The organism is Mycobacterium sp. (assembly GCF_052144515.1).
Taxonomy (GTDB): Bacteria; Actinomycetota; Actinomycetes; order Mycobacteriales; family Mycobacteriaceae; genus Mycobacterium.
The window spans coordinates 20,710-35,174 of sequence record NZ_JBKQQD010000033.1 but is presented as its reverse complement, the minus strand read 5'-3'; the positions used below and the strand labels follow the sequence as shown (position 1 = coordinate 35,174).

Sequence of the window (14,465 nt, the reverse complement as noted above, 5' to 3'; positions counted from 1 at the left end):
TCCCGGACGGTCAGGGTTAACCTGGTTATACTTTTCTTCAGCCTTGCCGGAGGAGAGTGACGTGAGTGCCGAGCTGCTCGAGGACTTGAGGGCGACCACACGCCGGGCGCTGAGCGCAAATGGCGGTGACGTCGTCGATGAGTTGGACCTGGCCGCGCTGCTCGTCGATTCCGGCCTCGGTGGGCTTGGCCTGGGGGACCGCGAAATGACCCTCGTCAGCACGGAACTCGGCCGGGCGCTGTCACCGTCGAGCTTCCTGCCGACCGCCGTGCTGGCCGCGACGCTGTTGATCCACACCGACCGTGACGCGGCGGCCGGGCTGTTGGCCGGCCTGACCGCGGGCCACATCCGCTGCGCCGTCGCGGTCACCGAAGCCGACGCGGCATGGGTAGCGTCGACATCCCCTGTCGTCGCGACCGTGACCGACGGCGACTGGCGGCTCAGCGGGACCGTCTGGGGGATATCGACGCCGTCGCCCCCGGACACGGTCTTGACCGCGGCGTCCACCGACGCGGGCCTGGCCCTGTTTGCGCTGGCCGCCAACGACGTTCAGGTCGTGCCGGCGGACCAGCTCGACGCCGCCCGCGGGCTGATCACGGTCGTGTTGTCCGACACGCCCGCACGGCTGCTGTCCGGCGTCGATGCGGCCGCGAAGGCGCTCGCGGAGGCCTACCGGCGCGGACTGCTCGCCGTCGCCGCCGAGCAACTGGGCGTGGCACGCACATGCCTGGAAACGACGGTCGAATACGCAAAGACGCGCAACCAGTTCGGCTCGCCCATCGGGTCCTTCCAGGCGATTAAACACCGCTGCGCCGAGGTGTTGCTCGACGTCGAGCTTGCGGACGCCGCGCTTGACCAAGCCGTCGGGAGCGGAGCATCCGTCGACGCCGAGTTGGCCTTCGTCGTGGCCTGCCGGGCCGCGCTCAAAGCCGCCGAGTCGTGCATCCACATCCACGGTGGCATCGGATTCACCTGGGAGCACTTGGCGCACCGCTACTTGCGGCGCGCACGGGTCAACGCCACCCTGATGGGACCGTCAGCGGTGCATCGCGACGCGATCGCCGCGTCGGCCGGACTGAGTGTCCGGAACTGATCGACGGATTGACCATTTAAGGTTCATGAGGAACCCGCCGTCGCGCCCTGCTGCTCGACGTGGCGAAGCAGCCGAACCAGGGTGGCGTTGATCTGCCGATGCAGCCGGCTCGGCCGCCGCGCGAGTCGGTCGAGAACCAACACTGCCGCCGGACTGTCTACGGATTCAAAGCTCTCGGTGACGGTGGTGCCGGTCTCGTCGGAGCGCAGGTCGTAGGTCCACCGCGTCGTCGCTCCCGACGAGTGTCGCGCGGAGTAGGCGAAGCAGCGGTCGACACTGAAGACGTCGATGGTGCAAGTGGTCGACCAGCGCAGCGGACCCCATCGATTGAATCCGCGGAACCGTGCGCCGACGCCGATGTGAGCATCGGTAATCCACGTGCATCCCGTACATTCCGGACTCCACTCGCCCATCCGGGTGACGTCGGTCAGCGCGATCCAAATGTCTTGGGCCGCAGCGCTCGAGCGCGCCGTCACACCGCCCGAAAGCGGAGCTCCCCATTGCAAGATCCACTTCTTCAATGAGACCTCCATTTCGCTTTTTGCCACTGTGACAAGATTAGCCGTTTCGGACGTGTAACGTCGTAAACCATCAGGGTGCGCGGTCACCCGCGGCGCCCGCCTGACGGAAAGGGCCGGTATGCCGATAACTACCGTAGGGGCGATCTCGACTGGGCCGGCCGAACCTTTCCTCCTTCGGGAAATCACCGTCGACGATCCCCGCGACGACGAGATCCTGGTCAAGATCACCGCGACCGGGATTTGCCACACGGATCTTTTTTTCAAGAGTGTGATCCCGGCTGAAATGGGTCCGTACCTGCTCGGGCATGAGGGCGCCGGTGTCGTGGCCGCGGTCGGGTCGGGGATCGCCGATGTGCGGCCCGGTGACCATGTCGTGTTGAGCTACCGAAGTTGTGGCGAGTGCGCTTTCTGTCGGGGCGGGCACCCTGCCTACTGCGAACAGACCGCGGTGCTCAATGCCCTCGGGCATCGAGCTGACGGCACGCCCAAGTTGCACAGCGACGGAAACCCGTTATTAGGCAACTGTTTTGGCCAGTCGAGCTTCGCGGGTTACGCCCTGGCGGGCCGGGACAACGTGGTGGTCGTCGGGAATGACGTCGACCTGGCTGTCGTTGCGGCGCTGGGGTGCGGTTTCCAGACCGGGGCGGGCGCCGTGCTCAACGTCTTGCGCCCGCAGCCGGACTCGCGCCTGATCGTATACGGGGTCGGCAGCGTCGGTTTCGCCGCTTTGCTGGCGGCGCGAACCCTTGGGGTAGGGACCATCGTCGCGGTCGACCCGCTTGCGTCCCGCAGGGCCCAGGCGGAAGCCTTCGGGGCGATCGCCGTCGACCCGTCCCTCGACGGCGCCGACGCGCAGATCACATCGGCGACATCGGGTGGTGGCACGCACGCAGTAGACACCACCGGCATTCCGGCGGTAATCAGCAAGGCTCTCGCCGCATTAGCCACGAGGGGCGAGCTCGTGGTTATCGGCCTCGGCGCGCCGGAAGTCACCATCAACATTCAAGACATGCTGATCACGGGCAAGACGCTACGCGGTTGCATCGAAGGTGACAGTAGGGTCGAGGCGTTCATACCCGAACTTGTTGATCTCTACAAAGGTGGCAGATTCCCGATTGATCAGCTCGTTACGAGATACCGCAGCGAGGACATCAATGCCGCCATCGCCGACCAGGCAACCGGCAAGGTGATCAAGCCGGTGCTGACGTGGTGACCATGGACCCGGGCGGCTCGGGTGGATGAACGGGCAGCCACTCCGCACGGATGTTTCGGGGTCGACCGCCATTGGGCGAAAGTGTCAAAGCCCACTTGTCGCGGCAGGCGTCCTGCCTCTTCTGCCGGACACCGCTGAACGGTGCGGCCATCATGGTGCGAAGTCGGTTGACCGCCGCGGCGCCGGTTTGGGTTCGGCGCAGAACTCGTCGAGGCGGCTCGCTAGAGCTGCTTGCTATCTACGACATCGTTATGACCAGCAGCGCAATTTGTTTCGCTCTTGTTAGGAGACGATCCGGACGCGGATAGCTCTTGCGCCGCCCCGAGAGCCTGGGCCCATACCGACTTGACGCTGCGCCCGGTCGATTCGGCAACCCGCACGCAGTCCCGGTGTTCCGGTTTGACGTTGACGGTTTCGCCGTCGAGGGAACCGAGTTTGACGGCGATGTCGTGGCCGTCGACGGTGACCGTGCCGAATCTGCGTTCGAGGGCCCACCGGTGTTCCACCCGCCGCACCCTGACACCAAGCGTGGTGGAATGCCGCAGAATCGCCCTGGCGACTTCTCTTTCGTTGGCCGTCGACACCAGTGCCGACAGCGTGAATCCGGGCCGACCCTGTTTCATCGTCGCAGGCGTGGTCCAGGCGTCGTGGGCGCCGGCACTCAAGCATGCTGCCAACACGTCGGGCACCCATTCCGGCAGCATGTCATCGAGATTGGTCTCGAGAATCAGTGCAGCCTGGCCAGGTTCGGTAACACTGCGATCCGGCCGACCCAACAGCGCGCGGACGACGTTGGGCACACCGGGCCAATCCGCATTGCCCGCACCGGTGCCGATGACCGACAACGTCATAGCCGGCATCGCGCCGAATCGGTTGCTTAATGACGTCACCAGCGCGGCGCCCGTGGGTGTGACCGTTTCGCCCTTGACGTCGACCCCGTATGTATCGGCACCGCGAAGGATCTCCAGCGTGGCAGGTGCGGGAAGCGGAAGTACTCCATGCGCGCTGCGAATTATTCCGTACCCCAACGGAAGTGGCGAGCAGACCACCTCGTCGACGTCGAGCTCATCCAACGCCAAGGCCACGCCGCAGATGTCAACAATCGCATCGAGCGCGCCGACTTCGTGAAAGGTCACCTCCTCGGGAGAGATCTTATGAACACGGCCTTCCGCCTGCGCTAACAGCGCGAACGCCCGGTGTGCCCGAGCTTTTGCGCGGTCAGGCATCGAACCTGAGTCGACAATCCGTCGGACGTCCGCCAAGCGGCGATGAGCATGCTCGTGTGGCGCCGCCACGCTCAATGCGGTGGCGGCGATGCCGTGACGTCGCACGGCGCGCAGGTCAAGGCCGACATCGCTGACCGGCAGGCGGGAGCGAATCGCATCGAGCGACGCGCCGGCGTCGATGAGTGCCGAGAGCAGCATGTCGCCGGCGACACCGCCGACGCAGTCCAGATACAGCGTCGAAGTCATTTGGCGGCCAGCACGATCCGCGCCGCGCCGCACGCGGCGCCAAACCCGTTGTCGATGTTGGTCACCACCACACCTTGGGCACAGCTTGCCAGCATCGCGTTGAGCGCTGTCTGACCGTCGTGGGCGGCTCCGTAGCCAGTTGACGTCGGCACGGCGATAACGGGGCAGGCGACCAGCCCGCCGACCACGGAGGCCAACGCGGCGTCCATCCCGGCGACCACGATCAGCGCCTGTTCACGACGAAGCTCATCGACCCGGTCCAGCAGGCGCCACAGCCCGGCCACGCCGACGTCGACATGCAACCGGGTGCTGATGCCCAGGAACTGCAGGGTGCGTTGGGCCTCCAGCGCCACCGACCTGTCGGACGTTCCGGCCGCCACGACGCCCACGCGAGCGTCCCGCTCCGCGAGGGTGCCGTTGAGATAGGCCGTCTGGGAAAGCGGGTCGTAGTCCAGCGCGGCATGCGCGCGGCTGCTGGCCGCCTCGTACTGCTCCCGGCACATTCGCGTGAACAGCACCGGTCCAACACCGGATGCATCGAGGCGTTCGACGATCCGTATGACATCGTCGATGTGCTTGTTGAGGCAGAACACCGCCTCGGGCATGCCGATTCGATCCGTGCGGTTGTGGTCGTAGACCAGCATGCCGTCGGCCGCGGTTCCGCCGTCCTTGACATACCCATCCGTGTGGTCCATTGTTTGAGCTACATTACGGACTAAAGTAGTACGTATCAAGGGGGGCGTCACCGGTGCGGGAGGTCACTGCATTGTGAGTTCGTTGTCCGCTCCGCCCCGTCGTGTCACCGCCGAACTGCTTGCCGGCTTGTCGAGGCACTACCGCGCGGTGGTGAGCCCAACCGAGCCGGGTTTGGTCGCCGGGACGGCACTGGTCTGCCCACCGTCGACAGACCCTGCCGGACAATGGGAGATCGTCGCCGCCGAGGGAGAACAGGTCGACGCCGGACAGCCACTGATCCGCATCGACGGAAGCGCCTGGGAAATCTCGGTGGCCGAAGACCACGTGCTGGGCGTTCTGGGATTCGCCGGGGGCATCGCGCGCCGGGGCGCCGAGATCAAGACCGCAGCGCCCGATGGGCTCCGCATCGTGTGCGGTGGCTGGAAGAAACTACCCGCTGCACTCAAACCCGTGCTGCGTGCCGGCCTCGACGTCGCCGGGCTGTCTCACCGGCTGCTCGACGAGGATTTCGTCTACGTCGGCAAGAATCAGGTCGCCATGTTGGGCGGTGTCGCGGACGCGGTGACGGCCGCGCGGGAACTGCGCAACGGCCCGGTGTCCGTGCAAGTCGTCGACGTCGCGCAGGCGCTGCGGGCGGTCGACGCCGGGGCGGCGATAGTCATGGTCGATACCGGGCGGTTGGCCGATCTGGAAGCGGTCTGTGTGGCCTTGCATAATCGTGGCGACGATGTCCGCGTCGCCTACGCCGGCGGCGTGCATGCCGGCCAGCTGCGACAAATTGCGGATATCGGCGCCGACATCGTTGACATCGGTCGCGCGGTACTCGACGCGCCCTTGTGGGATTTACATCTGGAAGTCGTCCATTGACCGAGCACGCGATACTCGACAGATTGGCCGCGGCGCTGGAGCGCTCACCCCGGCGCGTGATCGCGTGCAGCGGTGGCGTCGACAGCCTGCTGTTGGCCGACGTCGCACACGAATTACGCCCGCGCACAACGCAGGTCGTTCACTCCGTGTCCCCGGCTGTTCCGCCGTCGGCCACCAGACGGGTCCGGCGAGTGGCCGCCGAACTCGGATGGCGGCTCGAGCTCGTGGAGTCACATGAATTCGAGGACGCGCGCTACCGGGAGAACCCTGGCAACCGTTGCTACTTCTGCAAGTCGAACCTGTATACGGAGCTGGAGCGGATCTCGGCGGCGGCGCGCCGGCGCGGTGCCGGCTGGACGGTTATGAGCGGCGCGAACGCCGACGATCTTGGCGAGTACCGGCCCGGTCTGGTGGCGGCCGCCGAACACGGTGTGCGGCATCCGTTCGTCGAGGCGGACATGACCAAGGCCCACATCCGAGACCTGGCGCGCAGCCGCGCCAGGTCCTGGCACGACCTACCCGCGGCGCCCTGCTTGGCAAGTCGGCTTTACACCGGAACCGCCGTCACCGCCGAACTTTTGCGTGCGGTGGACCGAGGAGAGGACCTGCTGCGTGAACGCACCCGGCTAGACGTGGTCCGGTGCCGGATCAACGGCGACGACGTCCTGGTGGAGGTCAACGCCGAAGCGCGTTATCGAGTCTCCCGCGCAGTGTTGGACGAGATATTCGAGGTGATGCGCAGCGAGGCTCCCGGACTGTGCTCGATCACCCTCGACGAGGCGCCCTATGCACCGGGACGCGCGTTCGTCGTCTTCTCGGGCCCTGGGATCGGATAAGTTGACCGCAGCAACGTTTCATGACACACGGGAGCCGAATGTGCCACAGCGCCGGCAGGGGAGCGGTCGGCCCCGAGACCCCGGTGTGGAACGCCGCGCGTTGCAGGCGGCGCGGTCGATCTACGGCGAATCCGGTAAATCGCAGGTGACTTTCGCCAACGTCGCAGCGCGGGCCGGCGTCGGAAAGCCGGCGTTGTATCGGCGGTGGCACGACCCGGACCAGTTGTTGATGGACGCGCTCCGCCACATTCCGCTGCCACCGGGCATCGAGGATCTCGGCGACGCCCAAGCAGAGCTTGCCGGCTACGCGCGCGATTTGATGCGGCTGTACGTGTCGCCCGACGGAGCGGCGATGTTGCGATTAACCACCGAATTCCATGACGAGACAGAGCCATTCAGGCAGCTGATCGCTCGGATCTCGGAGGGCATGGTTGGGTTTGCCGCGACAGTACTCGACCGGGCGGCCCGCCGGGGCGAACCCGCGCCCGACATGCCGGCCGAGGCCATCATGGAAACCCTCACCGGAACAATGCTCAGCCATATCATGGTTCGCCGGCGCGCCGGCCAGTTGCCGCCCGAGGACGAACTGGCTCGATACTGTTGGCGTTTAGCGGGATTGGTGCTTGGTCGCGCCGAGGCGGGGACGCCGCAATCGGCACGACCGGCAGAGCCCCGGCGCTCTGCTTCGCGAGAGATTCCGCCAGCGGAGCAGCAGCTCCCGCGACCGGCCAGCAGGCGTGACGAGCTGATTCGCATTGCTCAGCACGTGGCGGCGCGGCAGGGTTTCGCCGACGTCACCCTGGCCCAAGTTGCCGAATCCGCCGGCCTGACGGCTCCGGCGATCTATACGCACTTCTCCAGCCGAACCGATTTGCTTGAGCAGGTTTTGGAGACCACCGCGCGTGAGTACGCCGAGGACATGCGCAGCACCGACGACATTGCGGCTCCGGTGGAAGAGCGACTGCGGATTCGGTTGTCCCGCTGGGTAACTACGCCGAGAGCCCGGCTGCGAATTCTCCACGACGCGGTGTTGCACATACCGGAATCGGCCAGGGTGAAGCGGGCCGTTCAACGGGCTCGTGATGCCTGGGTGAACTTCGTCGTCGACGTGCTCGAGCGGGGTATTGCTCGCGGCGAGGTCCGTGCCGACATCGATGTGGATGCGGCCACCGAGTTGTTGACCAGCAGTCTGCTGGGCGTCGAGGTGGCAGCCGACACCGGATTGGCCGGCGAGTCGCTGCAGGTCCTCACCGACCAACTGGTCGATATGTTCCTGGCCTATCTGCGGTCGCCACGCCTGTCCCCGGCATCCGTTGACGGACGGACTGCGTCCGAATTACGCTCATCTTAATCCGTGTTAAGGTCCGAGGTTGGGAGAATTCATGGCTAAACGCGTCGCGATGGTGGCCGAGATCGTCGAGGACCTCTGCACCGGGTGCAACAAGTGCGTTCTGACCTGCCCCACGGTCGCGATTTCGATGCGCCCGAGGCGTCCCGACGAGCCGGGCCCGGGCCGCAAAATCGCGGTCGTTCAGGAGGACATCTGCTACAACGCACAGAACTGCATGGAGTTGTGCCCCGACGACGCCATCGTGATGCGTCCGCTGGATCAGCCTTTCGAGGTAGGCACATCCCCCGCTGAGGCCTCGCCCGAGGCGATCGGGCAGCTCTGCATGCAGGTCGGGCTGCTGCCGGACATGCTGGTATGCGTATGCACGGACACCGTGGCCGGCGAGTTGGCCGGCGCGGTGTTGGACGGTGCCCATACGCCCGAGGATGTGGCGCGGCGGACCGGTGCCCGCACCGGCTGCACCGAAATCTGTCTCGACCCGATTCTGCGGCTGCTCGCCGCGGCCGGACACGGTGATGCTCCGCGCAATCCACGCAATGGCTATCAGTGGTACGGGGTGCCGGGCAGGCTGATGAACTTCGTCGGCGCGGACGGCCAGGTCGACCTCGAGCTGGTGCACGCCTATCCGCATATGCGGTTGCAAAAGGATGTCAACGCAATGCTTTTCAAGATGGATGAGGCCTGATCATGACCATCGGCCCGATGCCGGCTCCGCAGCTGCTGCCGACCTGGAACGGTCGCCGGCCCGCAGACGTGGTCACCACTCGCGCGGCTGACCTCGACGACATCGTGACCCTGCCTATCCGTGACTTGACGCCCTGGCTGCCCGAACCGATCTGGACACCCGATAGCCGGTTGGGGCCCACCGAAGTGGACACCGTGCGGGCGCGCACCCGCGCGCGGCTGGAGAGCGTTGACTGGTCGAACATCAAACCCGGTGAGCGAGTCAACCTGTTGGCCAACCCACACGGTTTTGCCCTGTCGGGCATGGCGTATGTGGCGATGCTGGAAGAGATTCAGCAGCACGTCGAGGCGGTGACCGGAGCGACGGTGCGGTTGCGCATCGCCGAGTCCATGGGCCACATCGAGAACCCGGACTGGATGAGGATCTTCGATTTGACGCGGCGCTTCGGTGACGCCCGGGAGTGTCCACAGATCGGCCAAGGGGTGGAAATCGACACGCGCGTGGGCCCGATGTATCTCACCCGGCAGCTGTTCAGTGCTGACCACTTCATCCACACCCACGTCACCGAGATGCGGGAAGGATATCTGCACCGCATGGTGGATCGATTGTTCAAGCCGTTCGGCATGGGTTACACGCGACTGGAAACCCGGTCGGCCTACCATTTCGGTTACGGGCCGCGTACCGGGCAACTCGTCGCCCGCGCCGTCTTCGACAGCGATTTCGTCCAGCAGCGCTACGTGTCTACCGTGGTGCTCAACACCAGCCCCGAAGGGGTCATCGACGTCGACGCCGACAACGACCTGGAGCGGCTGGATCGCCGCGTGGCCACCGACATCTTCCGCAACTACGCCGTGCTCATCCGACTCATGTGCGAAGTCAAGGACGTCACGGTCGTTTTCGACGGACACGGCAGCTCGGTCTATAGCTACGCCGGCGGAATACCGTTCGACGTCCTGTACTACTCCAACGCCGATTGGCTCGACCTGGACAATCCGGCGCTGTACGCGGTGCTGCTGCCCGAGTCGATACGTGGGCTGGTGGGGCAGTACATGATGGGCGAGAACGTCAACATCAAGGCCTTCGTCATCAACTACATGGCCGGCGGGGTGCCGTACATGTATCTGTTGAAGGGTGTGCCCACCTTCGTCACCAGTCCGCAGGTGATGGACTGGTTGGAGCAGGACCCATCCGCATGCTGGATCGGTGACGCCGCCGAGGTGACCGACGGCCTCGCCGCTGCGATGCGGCGAGCCAAGGCGATTGCGAACTCCGACAACGTCATCGTGTACGACGGGCTCCCGGGTGCCATGCACGTCTCGGAATCGCTCGCGCAGGCTCTTCGCCAAGCCGCACCAAGGGTCATCGAGGACGTGGAACAGGTGCGGATGCCCAAATGGCTCGCCCAGCGTGACCTGTCCCCCGTTTCGTTGCGTCCGGCACGCGATGCCTGAAGTCGAACTTCTTGATAAGACCGAGGTTTGGGTCCGCGGTGTCACGTTGGACGGCGCGGACCTGCGGTTCCTGGCAGCGTCCGCCGCGCGGGCATTGGATCTGGAGCCGGACTTGGTCTTCGTGACCGACGCGCGCGATGACCACGTGGTGTTCGACGTGTTGAAACCTCGGATGAAGCTCGCCAGCATTGTCGGACGAGAGCCTGAGCTGCTCGCTGCCGTCGGCGAGGTGGCAGGTGTCACGGTGTCGCCCGGCGCGTCGGTCCACTCCCGCGGCGTCATGGGGATGATCGGAACCCCGTCCGACGAGGTAGCACAAACCCTGACGCGGGCAACCGAGATCGATGACCGGCTCCGTTGTTATGTGTCGTCGCGCGTTGCCGTCGTATCGACCGGCCCGGAGGTGGTGGCCGGCAGTATCAAAGACACCAATGTGTCAGTGGCCCTAGATATTTTGGGACGCGCCGGTTTCGAGGTGACGGCCGCGGGTGCCGTCGTCGACGACGAGGACGCCATAGTCGGACGGGTGCTGCGACTGGTCTCGGAGGGTTTCGGTGTCGTGATCACCACTGGCGGAGTCGGAGCCGAGGACAAGGACCGCACCATCGAGGCGCTGCAACGCTGCGATCCGCATTTGGTAACGGAAGTTCTCTCGACCTACCCGGTGGGACACGGACGCCATGTCAAACCCCACGTGCGCATCGGCATTGGCGAGGTGGCGTGGACGCGTCTGATCGCTTTGCCCGGGCCGACCCGCGAAGTCGAAGCCGCCCTGCCCATTGTGGTGCAGGGGTTGGAGCGGGGCTGGGATGACATCCGACTTGCGCACGCGCTGGGCAAGGTGCTGCGAGCCTGTCTGCGATGACGCCGCCCGGGTGATCGCGATCCCTGGCTGGCGCTAGCGGGGCCACGCGACCACGATGCGGAAACGTCAGTTGAGCCTGGTGTTTGAAGCCGGCGCGGTCGCTTTCGCAGTCTGGTCGGACCGCAGCTGCAAAAGCTGCCGCCCACATCGTCGTAGGCCCTGCGCAACTTTCGGAACGTACCGAACATCGTAGCCATCACGAGGGCACCGACCACGCAACATGCCATCGGAGTTCCACCTTTCGCCAGGCCGGGAAGCGCTCAGCGAGCGCCACGATTCCTGCGCCGGCGCGCGCGGAATCGCTCGAAACGGACATAACCGGATACCGCCGGCGACAGCGCCGCCGGATATGGCGGGGTGATGAGACCCGCGAAGCTCATCGGCAACCGGCTCGTGGTGACGGTGCGCCGATGGGTGAAGGTGTCAAAGCCCGCCTTGCCGTGATAGGCGCCCGACCCGCTGCGTCCCACGCCGCCGAAGGGAGCCGCCATGATGGCGCAGTGCACGGCGAAGTCGTTGATGGCCATGCCGCCGCTCTGCGTCTTGGCGCGGAATTCGTCGAGGCCGGAACCGCCTGGGCCGTACCAGTACACCGCCAGCGGCGAGGGACGGGCTCCGACGTAGTCACACACCTGGGTGATCGTGTCGTAGGGCAGGACGGACAGCACCGGCCCGAAGACCTCCTGACCGGTGATGCGCATCTCGTCCGTGACACCCACCAGCACCGTGGGGGGAATGCGTCGCCGCCCTGCGTCCAAGGGAGTCCTACTGTCATGGACCGTCGCGCCGCGCTCCCGGGCGTCCTCGATCAAAGCCGTCACGCGCGAGAAGTTCTTGTCGTCGACGATGCTTACCAAGCCCGCCCCGCCGTCGGCCAAGGCGGCGGCCCTCCCATGTTCCAGGGCGGCGACGACGAAGTCAGTCATCCGGTCGCGGGGAACGAAAACGTAATCGGGGCAGAGGCAAATCTGGCCGCCGTTGCCTAACCGGGCCGCCATCACCCGCCGCGCCATCGCCGGCACATCGGCGTCGGGAGCGATGACGGCAGGGTTTTTGCCGCCCAGCTCGAGGGTGACGGGGACGAGATTTTTGGCCGCCGCCGCGGCGACCAGCGCACCGACTTGGGGAGAACCGGTGAAGAACAGATGGTCGAAGGGCAGCCCGCTGAACGCCGCACCGACCTCGGGCCCGCCGATGACGACCGTGAGCTCGGTGGGATCGAAATACGTCGCGGCCTTGGCGGCGAACAGGTCGGCGGTGCGCGGCGTGACCTCGGAGAACTTGATCATTACCCGGTTTCCCGCGGCGAATGCGGAGGCAGCGGGCTGAACGACCAGGCTGACGGGGAAGTTCCACGGACCGATGACGCCGACCACACCCATCGGGTTCTTCTCCACTACCGTCGGCAACCCGAGCAGCGCGGCCGACCTGATGCGCTGCGGACGCATCCACGACTTCAGGTGCCGGCGGGTCGCGAGCAGATCCGGCAGAATGCCGGCCACTTCCGACACCAAATTGATTGCGTGCGGCCGATTGCCGAAGTCGGCGTTGAGCGCAGTCGAGAATTCGTCGGCGCCTTCCGTCAGCAGCAGGATCAGCCGGTCGATCCGGTCGCGCCGCAGGGCCACCGATGGCGATCCGGCTTTGAGGAAGTCGGATCGCTGAGCGTTCAACATCGCGTTCAACGTGGCCGACTGGCCGTCGGTTGCCGGAGGCGCCGACCGCTCGAGATCAGTGGACATTGCACTCCGTTCGAAGTCGTTGCGATTCGATGCGTTTGGCGAGTGGCAGGGTGACGACGGCGCAGGCGACCAGCATGAGCACCCCGCCCAGGCGCTGGTCCACGTTGGGCGACAACCCAAGCGCGTTGGAGTGGTGGGTGTGCGCGGACGGCCGGATCAGGGCCGCCAGGCCGAGGATTGCCGCGACCTCCTGGCCGATGATCAGGGCGCCGCGACGCACGGCGGGGCCGACGCGCCCGGCGGTGAGCAATATGGCGCCCCAGTAGGCAAGCCCGGTCATCACGACGAAGAGGGTGAGCCAGCGCGGGACGATGTCAAGGTGTGCGCCGTGATTGTGGACCGCCGGCAGATGCAGGGCGATCAGCAGGGCCGAGTTGAGCACAACGGCGACGATCACCCCCGCCGTCCAGAACGTCGAATATTTGGCGCCGGCCGTGGGGCGGTCCGGTCGCACCGCGGCGATCGACAGCAACGGCACGCCAACGAGCAGCGCCTCGAGTGCCGCCATCCCGACGAGGTGGGAGTGCAGAGCCATCACACACACCGTCTCCGACGTCCCGATGCCGATGAGCCCGGCGGCGGCGAGTAGAGCGGCGATCCTGGCCCGGGTGGCCAGCCACCAGAGCATCGTCGCCGCCGTCAATCCGGCGGCGACGAACAGGACGGGATGCCAATCCGATTCGTGCGATGACGGCGAACGCATGTCCGCCATGCCCGGCACGCCATGACCCGGCGCGGGTGCGGCATCACCGGTCCGCAGCATCAGCGTCGCGATGGCGAGGGCGACCGCGACCTCGGCGGCCGCTGCGATCCAGACGCCGGCAGAGAGCGGCCGGCCGTGATCGACCTTCGTGACATCACCCGCCCGTAGCGACATCACGGGTTCCTGATCAGCCTCGGCAAGTTCTTCTGCGACACCGCGCGCGACAAGACGGCGGCGAATTTGGCTCCCTTGCCCACGAGAGCCTGTCGCTTCCCGGCCGCAAGTGCGTCGTATCCCGCGCGGGCGACCTCGGCCGGAGACCCTGCCTTGTTCTTCTGGAACATGTTGTGCAGCATCGATTTGCCATCGAAGGAGTCGATGCCACCGGCTTCGGCGAACTTCGTCTGAGTGGCGCCGGGAGTCAAGCACGTGACGGTGACTCCGTAGGGCTTCAACTCCGTGGCCAGCGCGTAGGTGAAGGTGTTGACGTACGACTTGCTGCCCCCGTAGGAGGCAAAGCGCACCGAGGGAACCATCCCGGCGGTCGAACCGACGTTGAGTATGGCGCCATGGCCGCGCTTCTTCATCTCGCGACCGAAGAGCATGGAGGACATGGTCAGAGTAATCACGTTGAGTTCGAGCATGTTCGCCACGCGCTCCGGGGAGAGGTCGACGGCATCGCCGAAGCAGGCGAAGCCGGCGTTGTTGATCAGCGTGTCGGGGAACCAGTCGTTGCCCTGGCACCACTGTAGCAAGGCGGCGGCGGCGTCGGGCTTGGCCAGGTCCATCTGGAGGGTCTGCAGCCGCGAATTGGCGAACCGGAAGTCCTCACTCAGCTGGTCGAGTTCGGTCTGCAGGAGGCTGACCGCCAGGACCCGGGAGCCGTCCTGCAGATACAGCTTGGTGAGCTCCTTCCCGATGCCCGATCCGGCGCCGGTCACGAGAACCTTCTTCATACATTAATCCTTTA

At 65.8% G+C, this 14,465-nt stretch carries 14 protein-coding genes; 8 read left to right on the top strand and 6 right to left on the bottom strand.

What is annotated here, in order from left to right:
• Positions 1-61 precede the first annotated feature (61 nt).
• Positions 62-1,093 carry an acyl-CoA dehydrogenase family protein gene (locus tag ACLP9N_RS01650; RefSeq protein WP_442405766.1) on the top strand — a complete coding sequence of 344 codons (1,032 nt, stop codon included), beginning with the start codon at positions 62-64 and terminating at the stop codon, positions 1,091-1,093.
• Between the two features lie 23 nt (positions 1,094-1,116).
• Here ACLP9N_RS01650 and ACLP9N_RS01645 read toward each other — a convergent pair whose 3' ends face one another.
• Positions 1,117-1,641, bottom strand: coding sequence for an SRPBCC family protein (locus tag ACLP9N_RS01645; protein ID WP_442405765.1), 525 nt, complete (start codon positions 1,639-1,641; stop codon positions 1,117-1,119).
• Between the two features lie 97 nt (positions 1,642-1,738).
• Here ACLP9N_RS01645 and ACLP9N_RS01640 point away from each other — a divergent pair, with 97 nt between their 5' ends.
• The gene (locus tag ACLP9N_RS01640) at positions 1,739-2,827 is read left to right on the top strand and encodes an NAD(P)-dependent alcohol dehydrogenase (RefSeq protein ID WP_442405798.1); all 1,089 of its coding nucleotides are present in this window, start codon (positions 1,739-1,741) and stop codon (positions 2,825-2,827) included.
• A 221-nt stretch (positions 2,828-3,048) separates the two neighbouring features.
• Here ACLP9N_RS01640 and larC read toward each other — a convergent pair whose 3' ends face one another.
• Complete coding sequence (gene larC, locus ACLP9N_RS01635) at positions 3,049-4,299, bottom strand: nickel pincer cofactor biosynthesis protein LarC (RefSeq protein WP_442405764.1); 1,251 nt, start codon at positions 4,297-4,299, stop codon at positions 3,049-3,051.
• Entirely contained in the window at positions 4,296-4,994 is a 699-nt protein-coding gene (gene larB, locus ACLP9N_RS01630; protein ID WP_442405763.1) for a nickel pincer cofactor biosynthesis protein LarB, read from the bottom strand. Before larB ends, larC begins: the two co-directional genes overlap by 4 nt.
• 73 nt (positions 4,995-5,067) lie before the next feature.
• On the opposite strand from larB, the gene ACLP9N_RS01625 reads away from it, so the two are divergent.
• The 6 genes from ACLP9N_RS01625 to ACLP9N_RS01600 are packed head-to-tail and all read left to right on the top strand — an operon-like array spanning position 5,068 to position 11,050.
• Positions 5,068-5,862 carry a hypothetical protein gene (locus tag ACLP9N_RS01625; RefSeq protein ID WP_442405762.1) on the top strand — a complete coding sequence of 265 codons (795 nt, stop codon included), beginning with the start codon at positions 5,068-5,070 and terminating at the stop codon, positions 5,860-5,862.
• Positions 5,859-6,698: an adenine nucleotide alpha hydrolase gene (locus ACLP9N_RS01620; RefSeq protein WP_442405761.1), complete on the top strand. Its 840-nt coding sequence runs from the start codon at positions 5,859-5,861 to the stop codon at positions 6,696-6,698. Before ACLP9N_RS01625 ends, ACLP9N_RS01620 begins: the two co-directional genes overlap by 4 nt.
• Before the next feature lie 40 nt (positions 6,699-6,738).
• Entirely contained in the window at positions 6,739-8,049 is a 1,311-nt protein-coding gene (locus ACLP9N_RS01615) for a TetR/AcrR family transcriptional regulator (RefSeq protein WP_442405760.1), read from the top strand.
• A 31-nt stretch (positions 8,050-8,080) separates the two neighbouring features.
• A complete protein-coding gene (locus tag ACLP9N_RS01610) occupies positions 8,081-8,734 on the top strand; it encodes a 4Fe-4S dicluster domain-containing protein (protein WP_442405759.1) in 654 nt (217 codons plus the stop codon).
• Positions 8,735-8,736: 2 nt separating this feature from the next.
• Positions 8,737-10,185 (top strand): hypothetical protein, encoded by a 1,449-nt coding sequence (locus ACLP9N_RS01605; protein WP_442405758.1) that lies wholly within the window; start codon positions 8,737-8,739, stop codon positions 10,183-10,185.
• Positions 10,178-11,050 (top strand): molybdopterin-binding protein, encoded by an 873-nt coding sequence (locus ACLP9N_RS01600; protein ID WP_442405757.1) that lies wholly within the window; start codon positions 10,178-10,180, stop codon positions 11,048-11,050. The genes ACLP9N_RS01605 and ACLP9N_RS01600 overlap by 8 nt, the downstream gene beginning before the upstream one ends.
• 260 nt (positions 11,051-11,310) lie before the next feature.
• On the opposite strand, the gene ACLP9N_RS01595 is transcribed toward ACLP9N_RS01600, so the two are convergent.
• Genes ACLP9N_RS01595 through ACLP9N_RS01585 form a run of 3 tightly spaced genes read right to left on the bottom strand, consistent with a single transcriptional unit; the run spans position 11,311 to position 14,451 of the window.
• Positions 11,311-12,792 (bottom strand): aldehyde dehydrogenase family protein, encoded by a 1,482-nt coding sequence (locus ACLP9N_RS01595; protein WP_442405756.1) that lies wholly within the window; start codon positions 12,790-12,792, stop codon positions 11,311-11,313.
• A complete protein-coding gene (locus ACLP9N_RS01590; RefSeq protein ID WP_442405755.1) occupies positions 12,782-13,669 on the bottom strand; it encodes a hypothetical protein in 888 nt (295 codons plus the stop codon). The genes ACLP9N_RS01595 and ACLP9N_RS01590 overlap by 11 nt, the downstream gene beginning before the upstream one ends.
• Complete coding sequence (locus ACLP9N_RS01585; RefSeq protein ID WP_442405754.1) at positions 13,669-14,451, bottom strand: SDR family NAD(P)-dependent oxidoreductase; 783 nt, start codon at positions 14,449-14,451, stop codon at positions 13,669-13,671. The genes ACLP9N_RS01590 and ACLP9N_RS01585 overlap by 1 nt, the downstream gene beginning before the upstream one ends.
• Positions 14,452-14,465 lie beyond the last annotated feature (14 nt).